Source organism: Bradyrhizobium sp. PSBB068, from assembly GCA_016839165.1.
Taxonomy (GTDB): domain Bacteria; phylum Pseudomonadota; class Alphaproteobacteria; order Rhizobiales; family Xanthobacteraceae; genus Bradyrhizobium.
Genome location: CP069300.1, coordinates 1,437,922 through 1,458,563, shown reverse-complemented (window position 1 = coordinate 1,458,563; position 20,642 = coordinate 1,437,922). Strand labels below are relative to the sequence as shown.

Here is a 20,642-nt window from a genome sequence, read left to right as displayed (position 1 = left end):
CTCACAATGCGAAGGTAAAGCCGCCATTGACCGGATAGGTCTGGCCGGTGATCCACGCGCTCGCTTCGGAGGCGAGGAACAGCACCATGTTGGCGACGTCGGACGGCAGGCCGGGGCGGCGGATGACGTATTTCTCCATCATCTTCTTCTGCATTTCGGGGTTGGCCTTGAGCCGCGCCTCGATCGCAGGCGTCAGGGTAGCGGCGATTGCGACACAATTCGCCGTGATGTTGTGGCGGCCGAGTGATCGCGCGACCGCGCGGGTGAAGCCCGCGGCGCCCGCCTTTGCACCTGAATAGACCTCAAGGCCCGCTTCGCCGGCGCGGCCGGCATCCGAAATGATGGTGACGATGCGGCCGCCCTTGCGCTCGATCATCTGCGGAATGCAGGCCGAGGCGCAGTTGATGACGCCGTACAGGTTGACGCCGATGAAGCTGTTCCAGACTTCGGGGCCGGTCTCCCAGAACGGCTTGCGCGCGTCGGGATCGGGCGTGGCGCCCGCATTGCCGGCATTGTTGACCAGAACGTCGATCGGGCCGAAGGCCTGCTCGGCTTTGCCGATCATCGCCCTCACCGAGGCGAGATCGGTGACGTCGGCCTGCAGCGCGATCGCCTTGCCGCCGGCGGCGTTGATTTCGCGCGCGACCTGCTCTGCGCGTTCAAGGAAGTAATCATTGACGACAATGCCCGCCGCGTTGTGCGCGGCGAAATGCAGCGCGATCTGGCGCCCGACGCCCTGGCCCGCACCGGTGATCAGCGTCACCTTGCCGTCCAGATCAAGGATATCACTCATACGTTTCTCTCCCGTCCCTTCCAGTAGGGCTCGCGCAATTCGCGCTTGAGCAGCTTGCCCATGGTGTTGCGTGGCAGTTCATCGACGATCGACAGCGTCTTGGGCCGCTTGTACGAAGCAAGGTGGTCGCGGCAGAAAGCGAGGATCGCGGCCTCGTCGGTCGCGTGACCCGGCTTCAGTTCGCAGAACGCCTTGACCTGCTCGCCGAACTCGTCGTCGGGGATTCCGATGACCGCGACGTCCTGGACATCGGGATGCCGGAGGATCGCGGCCTCGATCTCGGCCGGGTAGATGTTGACGCCGCCGGCGATGATCATGTCCTTGGCGCGATCGGTGATGAACAGATAACCGTCGTCGTCGAGCATCCCGACGTCGCCGACGCGGAAGTATCCGTCGGCGTCGCGCGTGTCGGCTCCGAGCGGCTTGCCGTTCAAATAGGAATGGATCGTCACCGGCGTCCTGATCCAGATCTCGCCGGACTGGTTGCGCGGCAGCTCGCGCCCCTCGGCATCGCGAATCGAGATGTCGACGTGCTTGTGCGGCCGGCCGCTCGAGCCGGGCTTGCGCTCCTGCATCTCAGGCGGCAGGAAGCTGATCATGCCGACCTCGGTGGCGCCGTAACCTTCGCCGAGGACGCCGTCGCCGAAATAGCGGATGATCCAGCGCTTGAGTTCAAAGGGCACCGGCGCCGCGCCGACCGAGAGCGCGCGGATCGACGACACGTCGTAGCTGTCGAGCACGCCCTTCGGCAGCGCCGCGAGACGCTTGTACATGGTGGGAACGCCGGTCCAGTTGGTGACGCGATGTTGCGCGATCAGGCGAAGCGCGGCTTCGGGATCGAAACGGCGCATCATGACGGTCGGATTGCCGAGCTGGATCGCGCCCCACACCTGCGACGGCCCGGCGCCGTGGTGCAGGGGCAACGTCAGCAGCGACACGCCGCCCGGCTGGCCGCGCCGGGTCGAGGCAACGTCGGAGAGATATTCGCTGATGCGCGCATCCATCTGGGCGCCCGGCTGCACCACCGAGACCACGCCCTTGGGCAGGCCGGTGGTGCCCGAGGTGTAGAGGATCAGCGGCGGCCGCCCGGTTGAATGCAGCGGCGGCTCGGCGGAGGTGTCGAGAAGATCGGAGAAGGCGACGAAGCCGGGCGCCGACGCGCCGATCGAGACCGCGAGCTTGATCGGCAAGCCCTCGAAAGCGGGCTTCAGCGCGGCCGGATCCTCGTCGTCGCAGACCACGACCTGGGCGCCGCTGTTGGACAGCACGTACTGCGTCTCCGCCGGCGTCAGCCGCCAGTTCAAGCCGAGCAACGAGCAGCGCAGCTTGCCGATGGCGTCGCTCAGAACAGGCCATTCGATCCGGATCTGGGTCCGCAGCACCACGATGTCGCCGGCGACGACGCCGCGAGCAGCCAGGCCATGCGCAACGCGGTTTGCGGCATCGTTGAGCTCCGACCACGTCATCCGGCGATCGCCTTCGAGGAAGGCGACATCGTCGGGGCGATTGGCCGCCCAATACTCAACGCTGTTCGGCAGAATGCTCATTTTGCCAGCCTTCCTTCCACCGTGGCAACGAAGCGCGCGCCGATGGCCTCGAGATCGACGCCCTCCGGATCGACCAGCCACTGCGCCACCGATCCGCGCAGACCGGCGAGGATCAGCGCGCTCTCGGTCTCCAGATCGATGTCGGGTCTCAACCGGCCTGCGGCGATCCCTGCCTTGAGACCCGCGGCGATCTCACCTCGCGTTTCGCGATTGAGCTTGGCGACGGTGGCGGTGATCGGCGGCACGGTGAGCGCACCGGCCAGCACGGCGTGGAACGCGCGCGCCATGACAGGCGTCCGGGCCGGCATCACGAAGTAGTATTTGAACGACGCGATCAGGCCGTCATAGCCGGTCAGCTCCGGCGAAGCGGCGCGGCGGTCGTTGATGAATGAATCGATGATGTAGGCGCCCAGCGCCGACAACAGATCCGCCTTGGTCTTGAAATAGTGCGACGGCAATCCGCGGCTGTAACCGGCACGCGCGCCGGCCTCCGCCAGCGTGATCGCCTCGAGCCCGTTCTCAGCGACGATCAACGCGGCCGCCTCGAGGATCCGCCGCTCCGCCTCGTCGCGGCGCTCGACCTGCGTTCGCCGTGACGTCGGTGCGTCATCTCGCGGCTCCTGCGCGCGTCGAACTGCTCGTGCCATTCAGCTTCGCTCCCTTTGCCGTGCGGCGACTTCTTGCTTGCATTCAAGCTAGAATAATGTTTGTTGGTCAGTCAACAAGTTTCTTTGGAGGGAACGCATGCCCCGAGACAAGCTATTGAAACCCGGACTTTATTCTGCGGGCTCGACTGACCTGGCCGGAACGAGCGCCCGCCTCAAGGGCGGCCGGTGCCGCTGCGGATATGTCTTCTTCCCGATGCAGACCTATGGCTGCGAGCGCTGCGGCAGCTATGGGGACGCGCTGACGCCCTGCGAATTATCGGCCGAAGGCACGCTGCTTGCGGAAGCGACCGTTCATCTGCACGCCGACAAGAACCGCCCGGCCCCCTTCACTATCGTCAAAGTCGCACTCGACGACGGGCCTGTGATCCGCACCCTGCTCGCTGATGACAGCCCACCGGTTGCGCCGGGACAGCGCATGACGGGCAGACTCGTTCCGACGACGCAGAGCGAGACCGGCGAGACCGCGCTCGACCTCCGCTTCAGCATCGCATCCTGATCGATCCGGAGCTTCGCCATGACACGATCACTCAACGAGCTGCGGCCGGTCTACGTCGTCGGCATCGGCTGGCATCGCTATCAGAACCCGAGCGAGACCCCTTATGTGGCGCTCGGCCTCACCGCGATCCGCTCCGCGCTTGCAGATGCGCGGATCGAATGGCCGGCGGTGGAATCGAGCTATGTCGCGACCGCGCTGCTTGGTATGGCGTCGGGGCGACCGATGCTGCGCCATCTCGGCGCGACCGGCGCGCCGCTGATGCATGTCGAGAATGCGTCGGCCTCCGGATCGACCGCGTTCCGCCATGCCTGCATCGAGGTCGCAAGCGGCATCTCCGATGTTGCGCTGGCGGTCGGCGTCGACAAGCGCAATCCGGTGCGGCGCGCCGAGACCGGCATTGGAAACCTCGCCGAGGACGCCATCGTTCCCTTCACGCATTTCGCGCTGCTGACCAATGAATATTCGGTCCGTCACAACGCCTCGGCCGAGGACATCGCTCGGGTCGCGGTGAAGAACCATCGCAACGGGGCGAAGAATCCCAATGCGCAGCGGCAGCAGGAGCGCACGCTCGACGAGGTGCTCGGCGGCAAGCGGGTGTCGGGATCGCTGACGGCACTGCAATGCACGCCGATCGGCGAAGGCGCTGCCGCGGTCATCGTCGCATCCGAGGACGGCATTCGCAGGCTGGGCATCGATGCCGGCCGCGCCATCCGGACCACGGCGTCGGTCGGCCGCAGCGAGCGGGTCTATCCGCCCGGCGCCGGCTTCGACGCGGCGCTCACCAAGGAGACCGCCGACCTTGCCTTGGCGCAGGCCAAGCTCGCGCCGGGGGATCTCGACATCGTCGAGTTGCACGACGCCTTCACCGTCGAGGAACTGCACTACATCGAGAGCATCGGCCTCTGCCCCGAGGGACACGGCGTTCGCATGTTGAAAGAGGGGGCGCTCGATATCGGCGGGCAGTGCGCGATCAATCCCTCCGGCGGCCTGATCGCGATGGGACACCCGATCGGCCCGACCGGCATCGGCCAGATCGGCGAGATCGTGATGCAGCTCCGTGGCGAAGCGGGTGCACGTCAGCACGCAGGCGCGCGGACCGGGCTCGCGCATATGGTCGGCGTAGGCGCGGTCTGTTACGTGCACATCCTGCAGAAGTGACGCTTCGCCGCGATCGCCCTAGGCCCGCTGGCGCAGCGGCCGCGCGGCATCCTTCGCCGGCACCGGCATGGTGAAACCGTACAGGAACAGGTCCACCACCATGTCGGCGAATTCGCTGGGGTCGACCCCGCCCTTGGGGTCGTACCAGGTGTGGCTGAAGTTCAGGATGCCGAACAGCATCATGCTGTAGATCTTCTTGGTCCGCCGGACGATCTTGCCTTCCTTGTCGAGCTTGAGCAGGAGGTCGGAGACCGTATCGACCAGCTGACGCTCGAGCGCCTTGATCGCATCCTGCTCGGTCTCGCCGAGGAACGAGAGATCGTTGAGGATCACGCGCTGCTCGTCGCTCGAGCGCGCGTTGAGCGCAACGATGGCCTGGATCGCGGCGCGAAACTGCTCCAGCGTCGTCGCCTTGCCGGCCATCGCGGCCTCGACGTCGGCGATCATCTCGCGGATATGCGCATCGAGGATCGCGAACAGGATCGCTTCCTTCGAGTCGAAATAATGATACAGCGCGCCGCGCGACAGCTTGCAGGCATCCGCGAGGTCGGCGATCGAGGCACGCATGTAGCCTTGCCGTGCGAACAGGCCGCAGGCGGTGGTGAGAATGCCCTGCTGGATCTCGTCGTAATTCTCTGAGCGCGTCCGCGCCATACCCGTCTCTTTCGTGCACCGGCGCCGCCGCCGGAATCGGGCGGCTTCCGTCTCTCTATACCATTGCCACCGCGCCCTCCTCCCCTTTGCGGGCACCGTCCACCAGAACTCATCTACCCGGCGCGGCGAGGTCATTGACCTGCGTCAAAAAATAATTTGAACGACCGGTCGGATTATATTATCGTGACCGTCATCAAGCAAGTGGATTGCGCATGCCGGGACCAACCCGGCGGCATCGAGGGAGGTTGCGCGTGGATGCTCACAAGGTCGATGCTGTCGTGATCGGAGCCGGCGCCGGCGGGCTGTGCGCCGCGGCGCGTCTCGCCCATGGCGGGCTGCATACGCTCGTGGTCGACGACAAGGACCGGCTCGGCGGCCGCGCCTCGACCGAGGAGATCGACGGCTTCAAGGTCAATATCGGCGCGATCGCCATCGAGTTCGGCGGCGTTTTCGAGGAGACCTTCCACACCGTCGGTGCGCCGCTCGACATCCGCGCGCCGGAGCCGGCGAGCTCGTTCTTCATCGACGGCAAGGTGATCGATGTCGGCCGCGGCGGCTGGTCGCTGCTGCTCGGGCAACTGACCAAGCAGGCCTCGCGCATCCTGGAGAAATTCGCCGACGCTCGCTCCGGCAACCTGCCCGACGGGCGACAATCGACCGAGGACTGGCTGAAGGGCTACACCAGCAATGCCACGGTGCACGCGCTGTTCCGCAACCTCTGCGCGGCGATCTTCGCCTGCAACGCCGCCGAGCTGCCGGCGCGCGCCTTCCTCACCTATTTCACCAGCAAGGGCGCCTTCAAGAAATTCGGCTTCTGCCCGCAGGGCACGATCGGGGTCTGGAACAGCTTGGGCACCGCGATCAAGCGCAATGGCGATATCTGGCTCGGCACGCCGGCGACGACGATCCACACCGCGAATGGCAAGGTCGAAGGTGTCACCGTGCTGCGCAACGGCGAGAAGGTGCGAATAGACACCGATCTCGTCGTCAGCAATGCGGGACCGAAAGCTACCGTCGCGCTGGCGGGAAGCGAGGCGTTTCCCGCAGATTACATCGCCAGGGTAAATAACGACCTGCGCCCGGCCGCCAATATCGTCATCAATGTCGCGAGCCGCGAGCCGCTGATCAATCATCCCGGCATCGTCACCTTCGGCAAGACGCGCCGGCTCTGCAACATGGCCAATCTCTCCGCGACCTGTCCGGAGCTGGCTCCGCCCGACTGGCACCTCTATGTCGCCTATGCCGTGCCGGTGCCTGCGCTCGGCGATTTCGACTCTGATGCCGAGGTCGCGCTCGCGCTGGAAGACCTGCGCGAGCAGTTCGCCAATTTCGACCAGACCAAAATCCTGTCGATCCGGGTGATGCGGGACGACTGGCCGGCGCAACGCAGCTGCGCCGGTTACGACCTGCCGCGCGAAACCGGCATCGAGGGCTTGTGGTGCGTCGGCGACGCGGTCAAGCAATATGGCAATGGCGGCACCCAGGCCTGCGCCGAGACCGCCAAGATCGTCAGCGATGCGATCCTCGCCGCGCGCCCGCGTCGTTCGGCCGGCCGGGTCTGAGCGCGATGCCCATGACCATCCCGGATCCGACGCCATCAGCAGCGCCGCTCGCGGCAACCGTGCCGGATGCGCTGCTCGAATTCCGCAACATCCGCATCGTCTACGACAACGCGATCGAGGCGATCCGCGACGTTTCGATCGCGGTGCCCAACGGGAACATCGTCGCTCTGCTCGGCTCCAACGGCGCCGGCAAGTCGACTTTGCTGAAGGCGATGTCCGGCATCCTCTACACCGAGGAAGGCGTGGTCGAGAACGGCAGCATCCGTTTCCGCAATGACGAGGTGCATCGCCTCGCGCCGGACGAGCTGGTCCGCCGCGGCATCGTGCAGGTGCCAGAGGGCCGCCGCGTATTTGCCGCCTTGACCATCGACGAGAATCTGCTGATGGGCGGCTACACCAGGACCGGCGCGGAGGCGCGCGAGCGCCGCGACAAGGTGTTCGCGCTGTTTCCACGCCTGTATGAGCGACGCGACCAGATCGCCGGCTACATGTCCGGCGGCGAGCAGCAGATGCTCGCGATCGGCCGCGCGCTGATGACCGATCCGGTGCTACTGGCGCTCGACGAGCCGTCGCTCGGCCTCGCGCCGCTGATCATCGACCGCATCTATGAGGTGATCGCCCGGCTGCGCGACGAGCTGAAGATGACCGTGCTGCTGGTCGAGCAGAATGCGCAGCGCGCGCTCGATATCGCCGACTACGGCTACATCCTGGAAACCGGTCGCGTCGTGCTCGACGGCACCGCAAGCAAGCTGACGGCCAACGAGGACGTGCAGGAGTTCTATCTCGGCGTCTCCTCGACGGGGCGCAAGAGCCTGCGCGACGTCAAGCACTACAAGCGCCGCAAGCGGTGGCTGTCATGACTGCGCTGCTCGCGATCGAGAATCTTTCAAAACGCTTCGGCGGCCTGCAGGCCGTCGCCGATGTCAGTCTGAAGGTGAGCAGCGGCGAGATCTGCAGCGTGATCGGCCCGAACGGCGCCGGCAAGACCACGCTGTTCAACATGATCTCCGGCGTGCTGCGGCCGAGCGGCGGCCGCATCAGCTTCGACGGCATCGACCTTGCGACCATTTCACCCTGGAAATTCGCCGCCGTCGGCATCGGCCGCACCTTCCAGAACCTGGCGCTGTTCAAGCACGGCACCGTGGTCGAGAACATCCTGACCGGCCGGCACACCCATCTGCGTTCGACCGTGCTCGATGCCGTGGTGTTCTTCGGCCGCACCCGCAAGGAAGAGATCGCGGCCCGGCAGCGGGTCGAGCACATTATCGAATTCCTCGAAATCGAGCACATCAGGGATGCCGTGGTCGGCACGCTGTCCTACGGACAACAGAAGCGCGTCGAGCTCGCCCGTGCGCTCGCCTGCGAACCGAAATTGCTGCTGCTCGACGAGATGGTTTCCGGCATGAACCAGGAGGAGACCGAGGACATCGCGCGCTTCGTGCTCGACATCCGCGACGAGCTCGGCATCACCGTCGTGATGATCGAACATGAGATGCGCATCGTGATGGACATCTCCGACCGCATCCATGTGCTCAATTTCGGACGCAAGATCGCCGAGGGCACGCCCGACGAGATCAGGCGCGATCCCGCGGTCGCGGAGGCCTATCTCGGCGGCCAGCGCGCCGAGGCGATGAAGGTGGGCGCGTGATGTCGACGCTGGACAGTTTTCGCACCGTTCATCCGCCGTTGCAGGCCGGCGCCGCGCGCAGCGCACCGGTGGCGAGCGCCGATACGTTTCAGGCGGCGCTCGAGGGCGCCGCCATCACCATCCCGCAATTGCTGCGCCAGCGCGCCGCCATGCATGGCGATGCGCTGGCGCTGCGCGAGAAGGATTACGGCATCTGGAATCCGTATTCTTGGCGGCACTATTACGAAACGGCGCGCGCGGTCGCGCTAGGCCTGCTCTCGCTCGGCGTCAAACCCGGCGATCGCATCGCCATCGCCGGCGAGAACACGCCGGAGTGGTTTTATGCCGATCTCGGCACCCAGATGATCGGCGCGGTCGCGGTCGGCATCTATCCGACCAATCCCTGGGTCGAGCTGCAATACATCGTCAAGCATTCGGGTGCCCGCATGGTCGTCACCGGCGACCAGGAGCAGACCGACAAGGTGCTCGACGCGATGGCCAACAATGGCGGCCTGCCGGATCTCGAGGCCATCGTCTGCATCGACATGAAGGGGCTGCGGCACTACCGCCAATCGGAGCTGATGTCGTTCGAGGCCCTATGTGAGCGCGGCAAGGCCTATGGGCAGCAGAACCCGGACGCCGATGCCACGCTCGACCGGCTGATCAGCCAGGGCACGCCCGACGATGTCTGCATCCTCGTCTACACGTCGGGCACGACGGGTCCGCCCAAGGGCGCGATGCTGACCCATCGGAACCTCGTCTACGCCGCCTTTGCATACGCCAAAACCGTCGGGATCGCCGACAAGCCGTTCGAGGCGGTGAGCTATCTGCCGCTGTGCCACGTCGCCGAGCGCTGCTACGGCACGGTGACGCATCTGGTGCTCGGCGGCACCGTGTCCTTTGCCGAATCGATCGACACGGTCGCGATCAACATCCGCGAGATCGCGCCGACCTTCTTCGTCGGCGTACCGAGAATCTACGAGAAGCTTCAGCAGGGCTTTCTGTTCCGCCTCGGCGAAAGCGGCAGGCTGCGGCAGGGCTTTACAAGAGCGTGTCTCGCCTGGGGCCGCACGCTGTCCGACCGACGGCAGGCCGGCAAGGCCAACTTGCTCGATCGCGCGGCGTTCGGCCTGCTCTATATGCTGATGTTCCGCAATTTGCAGCGTCATCTCGGCTTCGCCTACAGCCGGCATCGGCTCTGTGCCGGCGCCTCGATCTCGCCGGAGACGTTGCGCTTCTTCGACATCATCGGCCGTCCGGTTTCGCAGGGTTACGGCCTGACCGAGAGCGGTGGCGTCGCCTTCATCCAGACCGAAAGCCATCACCGGATCGGTGGCTGCGGCGTGCCGTTACCCCAGACGGAATGGAAGTGCGACGCCGACGGCGAGATCCTGCTGCGCAACCCCGGCGTCTTCAAAGGCTATTTCCTCGACGAGAAAGCCTCAACAGCTTCGCTGGAGAGCGATGGCTGGCTGCGCACCGGCGACATCATCGACATCCTCGACAACGGCGAGATCGCCGTGGTCGACCGCAAGAAGGCGATCATCATCACCGCCGGCGGCAAGAACATCGCGCCATCGGAGATCGAGAACGCGCTGAAGGATTCCGAGTTCATCAAGGAAGCGATCGTGGTGGGCGAGGCCAAGAAGTATCTCGGCGCCATCATCCAGGTCGACTACGACAATGTCGGACGCTGGGCCCGCGACCGCGCGCTGGCCTACACCAACTACAAGTCGCTGTCGCAGCTGCCTGACGTGCACGAGCTGGTCGAACGGATCGTGGGCGAGACCAACAAGCGGTTTGCCCGAGTCGAGAACATCAGGCGCTTTGCCATCATCGAGAAGGAGCTCGACCACGACGACGGCGAGCTGACCGCGACGCAGAAGGTACGCCGCGCCATGATCGAGAAGAAATTCGCCCGCGAGCTCGCGATCATCTATCAGTCGGAGGGCTGAATGCAGTATCTCATCCAACTCTTGATCTCGGGACTTGCGATCGGCGCGATCTACGGCCTGATCGCGATGGGCTTTGCGGTGATCTACAAGTCGACCGGCCTGGTCAATTTCGCGCAGGGCGAGATGACCATGATCACCGCCTATATCGCCTGGACGATTTCGACCACGGTCAGCGGCAACGTGTTCGTCGTCGCAATCGGCGCGATCCTGGCGGCCGTCGTGCTCGGCCTCGTCATCGAGCGGCTGGTGATGCGGCCGATGCTGGGCGAGCCGGTGTTCGCGACGGTAATGGTCACGATCGGGCTCGCAGTGATCCTGCGCTCGGCGATCAACTTCATCTGGGATGCCTACCCGCACGGCCTCGAACTCGGCATGGGCCGCGGCATCGTCCATCTCGGCGGCATCGGCGTGCGCACCGGCCAGATTGCCGTGATCGCCGCGCTGCTGCTGCTGCTCGCCACGATCTGGGCGTTCTTCCGATACAGCAAGGTCGGCGTCGCGATGCGCGCGGTCGCGGCCGACGACCGCACCGCGCTGTTGATGGGCATCAGCGCGACGAAGGTCCATGCGCTGGCCTGGGCCGCGTCTTCCATGATCGCCGGCATCGGCGGCGTGTTCTTCGCACTGTCCTACGATCTGTCGCCGGCCATGTTCCAGCTCGGGCTGAAGGCGTTTCCGGCGACGATCCTGGGCGGCCTCGATGCGGTGCTCGGCTCCGGCATCGGCGGTCTCCTGATCGGCATCACCGAAAACCTGGCCGGCGGCTATCTCGGCTCCGGGATGAAGGAAGTCGCGGGCTTTGCCATGATCATCGTGGTGCTGATGATCCGCCCGTTCGGCATCTTCGGCGAACGCGATATCGAGAGGGTGTGATGCGGACCGGCGATTACAAACAGACCCATAGCGAGCTGGTCGCGCTGATCGATTCCCCGCCGGTTTGGCTGTGGTCGGCCGTGCTGCTGCTGGCGCTGATCGCGGCGCCCTTCCTGTTGAACTCCTATGCGCTGTCGTTCCTGATGATCATCCTGATCACGGTGACCGGCGCGCTCGGGCTCAACATTCTGACCGGCTACACCGGCCTGATCTCGCTCGGCCATGTCGGCTTCCTCGTCACTGGTGCTTATGCCTACGCGGTGCTGGTGTCGAAATATCAGATGCCGCCGCCGGTCGGCTTCCTCGGCGCCGGCGTGGTGCCGGCGCTGGCGAGCCTGATCGTCGGCGCGCCGTCGCTGCGGCTGAAGGGGCTCTATCTCGCCATCACCACGCTCGCCTTTTCCTTCATCATCAACACCGTGATCCTGGAGATGCGCTGGCTCACCAACGGCGCCCGCGGCATCCAGTTGCAGCGGCCCGAGATCTTCGGCATCAGCTTCGACAGCGATGCCGCCTTCACCTATCTCTGCCTTGCCATCGCGGCGCTGACTCTCTTTGCCACCCTCAACATCCGCCGCAGCCGGGTCGGCCGCGCCTTCGTCGCGATCAGGGACAACGACACCGCGGCCCGCGTCATGGGCATCAATCTGCACGCCTACAAGCTGTTCGCCTTCGTCACCTCTGCCTTCATCACCGGCATCGCCGGCGCGCTCTACGGCATCTATCTGTCCTTCGTCAGCGTCGAGGGCTTTCCGTTCCTGCTCTCGATCGAGGCGCTGGCGATCCTGATCGTCGGCGGGCTCGGCTCGGCGCTCGGCGCGGTGCTCGGCACTGTCCTGATCGTGCTGCTGCCGGAGGCGACCAGGCTCGTCTTCAGCCTGTTCAGCGCACAGATGGACGCGACGTTCACGACCGGGGCGCAAGAACTGAAGAGCATGCTCTACGGCCTTGTCATCATCCTGTTCCTGCGCTTCCAACCGAGGGGGCTGGTCGGCGCCTGGCACGACATCAAGCGAGCCTGGGTGCACTGGCCGCTGCGCTACTGACAAGAAAAGACACAACACCATGAGGAGGAGACGATGATCAAACATCTGGCAGCAGCGTCGCTGCTGCTTTCAGCTTCCTGTCTTGCTATCGGCCCTGCTCGTGCCGCCGATCCCGGCATCATCGACACCGAGATCCTGATCGGCGACGTCGAACCGTTGACCGGCCCGCCGGCGCTGCTCGGCGTCGCGGCCTCGCTCGGCCACAGAATCGCGATCGCGGAGGCCAATGCCGCCGGCGGCATCAACGGCCGCAAGATCAAATATGTGCTGGAGGACGACGGCTACGTGACAGCGCGCACCATCCAGGGCGTCAAGAAGGTGATCGACGTCGACAAGGTCTTCGCCATGATCGGCATCTCCGGCTCGGGCCAGTCGATCGCCGTGATGCCGGTGCTGGAAAAGTCGGGCATCCCGACCGTGATCGACGTCGCGCCGGTCAAGCACCTGTGGGAGCCGCCGCGCAAGAACGTGTTCGTGATCGGACAATCCTACGAGGAGGGCATCGTCCACCTCGTCAACTTCCTGGCCGACAAGAACCCGGGCAAGAAATGGGGCCTGATCACCCAGGACGACGATTACGGCATCACGGTTCGTGACGGCTTCGATAGCGTGGTCAAGGCCAAGAAGCTGAACGTCGTCTACAGCGGCAACTACAAGAAGGGCCAGCAGGACTTCTCGTCCGACATGCTGCAGCTCAAGGATTCCGGCGCCGAGGTGTTCCTGGCCGGCGGCATCATCGCCGAGAACATCGCGATGATGAAGGAGATCGAGAAGCTCGGCATCAAGCCGGTGACCGGCATCTTCTGGCCCGGCCGGATCGAGCCGGTGCTGAAGCTGATGGGCCCGGCCGGCGACGGCATCTATGCGGTCGACTATGTCGAGCCGTTCGCAGGGCCAGCCGGCAAGGCGTTCCTGGAAAAGGCCAAGCCCCTGGTGTCGGAAGCCGAATTCAAGGGCATCAACCGCTACACCATGACCGGCTACGCCGCGGCCAAAGTGTTGATCGCGGCGATCGAGCGCTGCGGCAAGCAGCCGACCTGGGCCTGCACCATCTCCGAGCTGGAGAAGACCAGGAATGTCGAGACCGGAGTGATGGCGCCGATCAGCTTCGGCCCAGGCGTCCGATTCTCCAACCAGAAGCTGCAGATCATGCAGGCCGACACGGCCACGCTCAGCTTCAAGCCGGTGGACTGAGAGCGATGAAGGTCCTGATCGTCTTTGCCCATCAGGAGACGCGATCGTTCAACACCGCGCTGCTGGCGCGGTCGGTGGCGGAGCTCACCGCGCTCGGACATGCGGTCAGGATCTCGGATCTCTACGCCATGGGCTTCAATCCGGTGGCGACATCAGATGACTTCGGCGAGCGGCGGTTTCCCGACCGGCTGCAATATGACCGCGAGCAGAAGTACAATTTGCAACAGGGCACGCTCAGCAGCGACATCACGGTCGAGATCGAGAAGCTGTTGTGGTGCGACCTGCTGATCCTGCAGTTTCCGCTGTGGTGGTTCTCCGTCCCCGCCATCATGAAGGGCTGGATCGACCGCGTGTTCGTCAACGGCGCGGTCTATGGCAGCGGCCGCCGCTATGACACCGGCGGCCTCGCGGGGCGCCGGGCGATGGTCGTGACCTCGACCGCCGCCTATCCCGGCATGTGCGCGCCCGACGGGCTGGTCGGCGCGCTCGACGTGGTGCTGTGGCCGATCCAGAACGGCATGCTGGCCTATGCCGGCTGCAAGGTGCTGCCGCCCTTCGTGTCGTATTCCGTGAACTTCGTCGACGAAGCCACGCGGCAGCGCTATCTCGACGACTATGCCGAGCGCCTGCGCCAGCTCGAGACCACCGAGCCGCTGTTCTTCCATCCGCTGGCGGATTTCGGCGAGGACTGGCGGCTGAAACCGGGGATCGCCGCGCAGGCGGTCGGCCAGGGCAAGCCGTCAGCGCCGCAGCGATAAGCCCTCACATCCGCTTGGCGACTTCCTCCAGCATCACCTCGGTGGCGCCGCCGCCGATCGTCAGCACGCGGGCGTCGCGCACCATGCGCTCGATCGCGGTGCCGCGCATGAAGCCTGAGCCGCCATGCAGTTGCAGGCAACCGTGCACGACCTCGTGCAGCACCTCGGGCGACAGCGCCTTCACCATCGACACTTCGCGCAGACATTCCTTCCCGGCCGCCGCGAGTTCGGCGGCCTGATAGGCCAGCGCCCGCGCAGCGGCCGCCTTCGCGGCGAGCTGGGCGAGCTTCATCCGCACACCCTGCTGGTTCCACAGCGGGCCGCCGAATGCCTGCCGCGTCTTCACATAATTGGTCGTCAGCTCGATCGCCTTGGCCGACTCGCCGGCGCAGATGCCGCCGATGCAGATGCGCTCGTTCTGGAACGTCTCCATGATGCCGTAGAAACCCTTGTTCTCCTCGCCGAGCAGATTCCCCGCCGGCACGCGGACGTCCTGGAAGCCGAGCTCGGCGGTGTCCGAGCAAAGCCAGCCATGCTTGTCGAGCTTGGTCGCCGTGATGCCCGGCGTGTCGCGCTCCACGATGAACAGCGAAATGCCGCGACTGCCCTTGGCGTGCGGGTCGGTGCGCGCGGCGACGATCAGGATGTCGCCATAGACCGCGTTGGTGATGAACATCTTGGCGCCGTTGATCACCCAATGATCGCCGTCGCGCCGCGCGCGCGTCTTGAGGCCGGCGACATCCGAGCCCGCGTCGGGCTCGGTCACCGCGATCGAACAGACCGTCTCGCCGCGGATGATCGCGGGCAGGTAGTTCTGCTTCTGCTCCGGCGTGCCGCGCAGGGAGATATGCACCGCCGACATGTCGGTGTGCACGAGGATCGACGAGGTGAAGCCGCCGAAGCTCGAGCGTCCGAGCTCCTCGGCGAACACCATCGAGGCCAGCGGCCCCATGTCGGTGCCGCCATACTCGGCCGCATGGCGCATGCCGAGGAAGCCGAGCGCGCCCATGCGGCGATAGATCTCGCGCGGAATCTTGCCGTCGCGCTCCCACGCCTCGGCATGCGGTACCACTTCCTTCTCGACGAAGCGGCGGACCTGCTCGCGCAGCATGCGCAGCTCCTCGGGCAGATTGGGCGGCTCCGGGAAATGGAATTCGGTCTCAGCGAGCTGGCGCGGGTCCGAGGTCATGACGTTCATTGTGGCGCCCTCTCTTGGCCGATGTGAAGATGGCTGCGCAGGAATTTTGCCAGCGATGCAATCGCCTCTCGCGCCTGCGGAATCTCCGGAAAGAGCTGGAACACATGGATCATGCCGTCCCAGACCTGCAGCTCGACGTCGACGCCGGCTGCCTTGGCGCGCACGGCGAGCTCCGTCGCATCGTCGCGCACGGTCTCTCGGTCGCCCACCTGAACCAGCAGCGGCGGCAGACCCGTCAGATCGGCGTAGAGCGGTGAGGCGAGCGGATCGCGGGCGTCGCCATCCTTGCCGAGATAATTCTTCGCCAGCGCCAGGATCATCGCGCGTTGGTGGATCGGATCGGCCTCGGCCCTGGTCTCATAGCTCGCGCCCGTCGCGGCGAGATCGGTCCAGGGCGACATCAAAGCGCTGGCGGCGGGAAGAGGCCAGCCGCGCTCGCGCGCCGCCAGCATCGCCGCGAGCACGAGATTGCCGCCGGCCGAGTCGCCCGCGAAGGCGACATCCGCGGGACGCAATCCCTGATCACGCAGATATCGATAGGCGATCAGCGCGTCATCCAGCGCGGCAGGGAAGCGATGCTCCGGCGCGAGGCGATAGTTGATCGCGAGCACACGGCAGCCGGATGCATCGGCAATCCGCGCGATCAGGTCGCGATGCGAGGCGACCGAGCCGATGCGGAAGCCGCCGCCGTGACAATAAAGGATCGCCTTGTCGCGCGGCGCGTTGGCCGGCACAATCCATTCGCCACGGACACCACCAGCCGAGACCGGCTGGCACGTCACCGGAACCGAGCAGCCGGCAAAGGCGGCATCCCAATCGCTGCGCATCTGCGCCACAGTCGTTTCGCGGGTCCAGCTCCGATAGATCACGCGCAGGCGCTCGATCGCACGTTCGACCGGATCGATTGCGATATCGTCGCTCGCGCTCGCCATCTCAGCCGCCGATACCCATGCCACCGGACACGCCGAGCGTTTCGCCGGTGATGTAGGCCGCCTGGTCGGAAGCCAGGAACAGCGCGGCGGCCGCAACCTCCTCCGGCTCGCCGAGGCGGCCGAGCAGCGTCGCGCCGGTCATCGCCTGCAGGATCTTGTCGCCGCCTTTTGCCACGGCCTGCTCCAGCATCGGCGTGCGGATCGGCCCCGGCGCGATCGCATTCGCAGTGATGCGAAACCGCGCATTCTCCCGCGCGATGCTCCGGGTGAAGGAGATCACGCCACCTTTGGCTGCGGAATAGACCGCGCCGCCCTTGGAGCCGAGCCGCGCCGCCTCCGAGGTGACGTTGATGATGCGGCCGAAGCGCGCCGCCTGCATCGCCGGCAGCGCGGCATGGGTGCAGGCCAGGACCGAGGTGAGGTTGACCGCGATCAGACGGGCCCAATCGTCCGCGGACGTGTCGGTGAAGAAGGCATGCTGATCGATGCCGGCATTGTTGACGACGATGTGGAACGGGCCGTCCTGCGTCATCATGGCATGCACCGCCGTGGTATCGCTGACATCGAGCCCCGCGACGCCGGCACCGGTTTCGCGCGCGAGTTCGGACGCCGCAGCCACGTCGAGATCGGCGATTACGACTCTGGCGCCCGCGGCGGCAAAGCTGCGAACGATCGCAGCTCCAATGCCGCGCGCCCCGCCGGAAACGAAGGCACGGCGGCCGTCGAGGCGTCCGAATGGCAAGGTCGCCACCTCAGCGCCCCGTGAACACTGGTTTGCGCCGCTCGATAACGGCGGCGAGCCCTTCGCGAGCATCGGCCATGCCCGAGAGCTCGGCAACGGTGCGCGCCTCTTCCGACAGGCACTGCTCGATGCTGGTGCCGGTGCCGGCCCAGACCAGCCGCTTGGTCGCCGCCAGCGCCTTCGGCGCACCGGCAGCAAGCTCGCGCACCAGCGCCAGCGATGCATCGGCGAGTTCGGCATCGGGCACGACCTTGGTGACGATGCCCATCTGCAACGCTTCGGCTGCCGGGATCACCGGATTGGTCAGCAGGATCGACATCGCCCGCCGCAAACCGACCAGCCGCGACAGCGTGACGGAGACGCCGGCATCCGGCGCCATCGCCACCCGCGTCGCACCCGCAAGGAATTTGGCGGACTCTGCCGCAATCACGATGTCGGAGGCGCAGACCAGGCCGAAGCCGCCGCCGCCCGCCGCAAAGCCCTGCACCGATGCGATCACCGGCGCCTCGAGACGCAGCAATCCGGTCACCGCGTTCTGCAGATAGGCGGTTGCCTGGCGGATATAGTCCGGCAGCTTCTCGCCCTTGGAGGCAAAGGCGCGGACATCGCCGCCGGCGCAGAAATTGGTGCCCTCACCGCTCAGCAGCACCACGCGCAGGTCCGAATGGCCGTGGCACACCATGATGGCGTCGCACAGTGCGCTCAAAAGCTCGGCGCTCATGCCGTTGGCGGCATCAGGCCGGTTGAGCCGCAGCCGCGCGATGCCGTCGGTGATGTCGAGCAGGACGGGGCCCTTGTCGATCATGGCGAGACCTTCCCTAAACCAGGAATGACAGCGTGTAGATCGCCTTGTCGTTGTTGACGAGAACGACCTTCTTGTGGGCCATTCGCAATTCACCATCGACATGGCGCAGCCGGTATTCGTTGCGCGCCGCCCACAGCGTGTCGTCGCGCAGGCTGGATTCAAAAATCAGGCTGTTGCTGGCGACCGCGAAGTCGCCGTTGTCAGGCTGCTCGTCCATCAATTCGATATTGGAGATCAACCGGCGCAAATTCGACTGCGGCGTCTGGGTGAAATGCTTGCCGGTCATCAGCTGCCGGACCCGCAGCGCGATCCGCGAGCGATTGTCGTAGATGATCGACATCTGCCGCTCCGGGTCGATGTCGGCGCCGTTGGCCGGAACCCAGTAGACGCCATCGTCGGTCCAGAGCTTCTCCCAGGCCTCGTATTGATGCTCGTCCTGCAGCCGCGCCTCGCGATAGAGGAAGGCGGTGATGGCGCTCATCAAGGTGGCGCTGCTTTCGCGCGACAGCATCAGGCCGGCTCCATCAGCTTGCGATAATGGGTCCAGATGCCGCGCGACGGCACCTCGTCGGTGACGTGGCCGACGATGAAGCCGAGTTCGTCCTGCCGCTGACGCTTCTCGCCGCGACCAAGGAATATCCACTCCGGATTGCGCGCCAGCACGCCGCGGTGGCAGCGTTCGTACATTTCGGAATCGTCCGCAAGCAGGAAGCCGGCCGGACCGACCGAGCCCATGGTCTGCTGGCGCAGCCGCCGGTTCAGGTCGGGCGCGCCCTTGAATTGCAGCGCGGTGACGTGCTGCACGCTGTCGTCGACGCCGAGCGGCTGGATCACGAACATCTGGATCTCGGCGATGAACAGGTTCGGGAAGATCATCACATGCGGCGTGCCGTCGATCATGATCTCGCGCGCCGCGGTGTCGCCATAGGCCGTCTTCATCCGCGCCGAATAGTCGGGCAACCGCTCCTCGCTGGTGCCGAACCAGCTCATCGGCGCATCGCGCTTGCGGAACTCCGGGCGCAGATCGATCTCGGTATGGCCGTTGCCGTAATCGCGGGTCAGCGCGGTCGAGGCGCCGCCATAGAGCTTGCCGATCATGCTGTCGGCGACGCCGAAGATCGAGGTGTGCACGAAAGCCGGGTGGTAGCCGTCGCACTCATTCTCCAGGATGAACTTCCAGTTCGCCTTGACGCGGTGCTTGAGGAAGCCCGCCGTGATCTCGACCTCGCCTTCCGGCGAGGTGCGCACCAGGCGATCGATGGTCTCGGCGGCGCCGCCGAGATGTTCCTTGAGGGTCGGCCCATCGGCCGCGAACGAGCCGAACACGAACCCACGATAGGATTCGACCCGCGTCACCCGCCCGAGCGCGAGCTGCGACTTGTCCTGCCCCTCGTAGCCGTCGGGGAAGGCATAGCCGACCAGCCGGCCGTCATTGGCGAAGGTCCAGGAATGGAACGGACAGGTGAACGAGCGCGCATTGCCGCGCTCGAAGGAACAGACCTGGTTGCCGCGATGCGAGCAGCGATTGAGCAGCAGATTGACCTTGCCCTGCTCGTCGCGCGTCATGATGACGGATTGCGGGCCGATCGACTTGACCACGTAGTCGTTGGCGTTCGGCACCTCGCTCTCATGGCCGACATAGACCCAGGTCCGGTACCAGATCTGCTTGAGCTCGGCCTCGAAGATCTCGGGGTCGGTGTAGAGCGATCCGTGCACCCGGTCGGGCCGGATCAGCCGCTCCCATGGCGAGACGCCGGTCATCATGTTCATCGCTCCGTCTCCCTCGCCGGCCGCCAATAATAATCCGAACGACCGTTCGGTAAATGAATAGCACGGGCCCCACGGGCGGGCAAGCGGCTTTACGAACGCCACGCATCCCAGACGCTGCCAAATACCCGGCGGTCGGCGGCGTCATGGCCCGCTGTCACGCTCGCGCGGACACTCGATCACCGGCGCCGACGACCACGACGGAACGGCGCTCACGACTTCGATCCGGGGAATCCTAGCGGTGCGCGGCGACGACGACGCGAAGCCACGCCACGACAGTTGAGGCCGCGCCGCGATCGCCGCTGAGTTGCAGTTGCCGCGCACCGCCGGTTCCATCGCCTGTTGAATCCCGGCAACACCGCCAAACAAAACGCGCAAGCCTTCAGATTGCGCGTTCTGAATCACGACCGTGCCGCATCCCTGTCAAATCCTGCCTGCGGGTGGCGCAACAAAACACTGATGGGGAAAACCTACATGCAGCAGGCACCGTTGGACGCACGGAGCGCGGAATCGTCCGGATATGTTCTTTACTTCCAGCTTGCCAGCAACGGCGCGAGACGCGCGTGCAGTCTGACGATCCATGCGGAAAATGCCAACGAGGCGGCGCGTATCTTTCGCGAGAACTGGGGCGAGATCGAATCGATGGCGCGCGATGGCGTGAGCACGGGCATGGTCGGCAAAGCTCCGGTAAGCCTGACGATGTCGTGAGGCGCATCGCGCGACGATTTGACGCGCGACGCAGCAACCACGTCATGAGGTGCGAGGCTTGCCTATGTGCGCGGCCTCGTTGCGTCTTAGAACGCTTCAAATCCAATCCAGTTAGAGAGATTCAAGTCTGCTCCGGTTCTTTTCGCGCGCGCCGACTGC

The 20,642-nt window shown here is 65.4% G+C and carries 22 protein-coding genes; 11 read left to right on the top strand and 11 right to left on the bottom strand.

What is annotated here, in order from left to right:
- Position 1: 1 nt before the first annotated feature.
- The 3 genes from JQ507_06950 to JQ507_06940 are packed head-to-tail and all read right to left on the bottom strand — an operon-like array spanning position 2 to position 2,987.
- Positions 2-793, bottom strand: a complete 792-nt coding sequence (locus JQ507_06950; protein ID QRI71230.1) for an SDR family oxidoreductase — start codon at positions 791-793, stop codon at positions 2-4.
- A complete protein-coding gene (locus JQ507_06945; protein ID QRI71229.1) occupies positions 790-2,340 on the bottom strand; it encodes an AMP-binding protein in 1,551 nt (516 codons plus the stop codon). Before JQ507_06945 ends, JQ507_06950 begins: the two co-directional genes overlap by 4 nt.
- Positions 2,337-2,987, bottom strand: coding sequence for a TetR/AcrR family transcriptional regulator (locus JQ507_06940; GenBank protein QRI71228.1), 651 nt, complete (start codon positions 2,985-2,987; stop codon positions 2,337-2,339). Before JQ507_06940 ends, JQ507_06945 begins: the two co-directional genes overlap by 4 nt.
- A 97-nt stretch (positions 2,988-3,084) precedes the next feature.
- Between JQ507_06940 and JQ507_06935 the strand changes: the two genes are divergently transcribed.
- Together JQ507_06935 and JQ507_06930 are read left to right on the top strand one after the other, a co-directional pair.
- The gene (locus tag JQ507_06935; protein ID QRI71227.1) at positions 3,085-3,504 is read left to right on the top strand and encodes a hypothetical protein; all 420 of its coding nucleotides are present in this window, start codon (positions 3,085-3,087) and stop codon (positions 3,502-3,504) included.
- Positions 3,505-3,522: 18 nt separating this feature from the next.
- Positions 3,523-4,662 carry a thiolase family protein gene (locus JQ507_06930; protein QRI71226.1) on the top strand — a complete coding sequence of 380 codons (1,140 nt, stop codon included), beginning with the start codon at positions 3,523-3,525 and terminating at the stop codon, positions 4,660-4,662.
- Between the two features lie 18 nt (positions 4,663-4,680).
- Here the strand turns inward: JQ507_06930 and JQ507_06925 are convergent, their stop codons facing one another.
- Entirely contained in the window at positions 4,681-5,316 is a 636-nt protein-coding gene (locus JQ507_06925; protein ID QRI71225.1) for a TetR family transcriptional regulator, read from the bottom strand.
- Positions 5,317-5,561: 245 nt separating this feature from the next.
- Here JQ507_06925 and JQ507_06920 point away from each other — a divergent pair, with 245 nt between their 5' ends.
- Genes JQ507_06920 through JQ507_06885 form a run of 8 tightly spaced genes read left to right on the top strand, consistent with a single transcriptional unit; the run spans position 5,562 to position 14,331 of the window.
- On the top strand, positions 5,562-6,878 hold the full coding sequence (locus JQ507_06920) for an NAD(P)/FAD-dependent oxidoreductase (protein ID QRI71224.1): 1,317 nt from the start codon (positions 5,562-5,564) through the stop codon (positions 6,876-6,878).
- Between the two features lie 5 nt (positions 6,879-6,883).
- A complete protein-coding gene (locus JQ507_06915) occupies positions 6,884-7,738 on the top strand; it encodes an ABC transporter ATP-binding protein (protein ID QRI71223.1) in 855 nt (284 codons plus the stop codon).
- On the top strand, positions 7,735-8,526 hold the full coding sequence (locus tag JQ507_06910; protein QRI71222.1) for an ABC transporter ATP-binding protein: 792 nt from the start codon (positions 7,735-7,737) through the stop codon (positions 8,524-8,526). The genes JQ507_06915 and JQ507_06910 overlap by 4 nt, the downstream gene beginning before the upstream one ends.
- The gene (locus JQ507_06905; protein QRI73223.1) at positions 8,526-10,460 is read left to right on the top strand and encodes an AMP-binding protein; all 1,935 of its coding nucleotides are present in this window, start codon (positions 8,526-8,528) and stop codon (positions 10,458-10,460) included. Before JQ507_06910 ends, JQ507_06905 begins: the two co-directional genes overlap by 1 nt.
- Positions 10,461-11,333: a branched-chain amino acid ABC transporter permease gene (locus tag JQ507_06900; GenBank protein QRI71221.1), complete on the top strand. Its 873-nt coding sequence runs from the start codon at positions 10,461-10,463 to the stop codon at positions 11,331-11,333. It begins immediately after the preceding gene.
- On the top strand, positions 11,333-12,379 hold the full coding sequence (locus JQ507_06895) for a branched-chain amino acid ABC transporter permease (GenBank protein QRI71220.1): 1,047 nt from the start codon (positions 11,333-11,335) through the stop codon (positions 12,377-12,379). Before JQ507_06900 ends, JQ507_06895 begins: the two co-directional genes overlap by 1 nt.
- 33 nt (positions 12,380-12,412) lie before the next feature.
- Positions 12,413-13,573 (top strand): ABC transporter substrate-binding protein, encoded by a 1,161-nt coding sequence (locus JQ507_06890; protein ID QRI71219.1) that lies wholly within the window; start codon positions 12,413-12,415, stop codon positions 13,571-13,573.
- 5 nt (positions 13,574-13,578) lie between these two features.
- Entirely contained in the window at positions 13,579-14,331 is a 753-nt protein-coding gene (locus JQ507_06885; protein QRI71218.1) for an NAD(P)H-dependent oxidoreductase, read from the top strand.
- Positions 14,332-14,335: 4 nt separating this feature from the next.
- Here the strand turns inward: JQ507_06885 and JQ507_06880 are convergent, their stop codons facing one another.
- From JQ507_06880 to JQ507_06850, 7 genes are all read right to left on the bottom strand, one after another.
- Positions 14,336-15,529 carry an acyl-CoA dehydrogenase family protein gene (locus JQ507_06880; protein QRI71217.1) on the bottom strand — a complete coding sequence of 398 codons (1,194 nt, stop codon included), beginning with the start codon at positions 15,527-15,529 and terminating at the stop codon, positions 14,336-14,338.
- Complete coding sequence (locus tag JQ507_06875; protein ID QRI71216.1) at positions 15,526-16,461, bottom strand: alpha/beta hydrolase; 936 nt, start codon at positions 16,459-16,461, stop codon at positions 15,526-15,528. The genes JQ507_06880 and JQ507_06875 overlap by 4 nt, the downstream gene beginning before the upstream one ends.
- A 1-nt stretch (position 16,462) precedes the next feature.
- Positions 16,463-17,212 (bottom strand): SDR family oxidoreductase, encoded by a 750-nt coding sequence (locus tag JQ507_06870; GenBank protein QRI71215.1) that lies wholly within the window; start codon positions 17,210-17,212, stop codon positions 16,463-16,465.
- Between the two features lies 1 nt (position 17,213).
- Positions 17,214-18,008 (bottom strand): enoyl-CoA hydratase/isomerase family protein, encoded by a 795-nt coding sequence (locus JQ507_06865; GenBank protein QRI71214.1) that lies wholly within the window; start codon positions 18,006-18,008, stop codon positions 17,214-17,216.
- A gap of 13 nt (positions 18,009-18,021) precedes the next feature.
- The gene (locus JQ507_06860; protein ID QRI71213.1) at positions 18,022-18,519 is read right to left on the bottom strand and encodes a nuclear transport factor 2 family protein; all 498 of its coding nucleotides are present in this window, start codon (positions 18,517-18,519) and stop codon (positions 18,022-18,024) included.
- A complete protein-coding gene (locus tag JQ507_06855) occupies positions 18,519-19,778 on the bottom strand; it encodes a Rieske 2Fe-2S domain-containing protein (protein QRI71212.1) in 1,260 nt (419 codons plus the stop codon). The genes JQ507_06860 and JQ507_06855 overlap by 1 nt, the downstream gene beginning before the upstream one ends.
- 141 nt (positions 19,779-19,919) lie before the next feature.
- A complete protein-coding gene (locus JQ507_06850) occupies positions 19,920-20,180 on the bottom strand; it encodes a hypothetical protein (protein QRI71211.1) in 261 nt (86 codons plus the stop codon).
- 69 nt (positions 20,181-20,249) lie between these two features.
- Between JQ507_06850 and JQ507_06845 the strand changes: the two genes are divergently transcribed.
- Positions 20,250-20,483 (top strand): hypothetical protein, encoded by a 234-nt coding sequence (locus tag JQ507_06845; GenBank protein ID QRI71210.1) that lies wholly within the window; start codon positions 20,250-20,252, stop codon positions 20,481-20,483.
- Positions 20,484-20,642 lie beyond the last annotated feature (159 nt).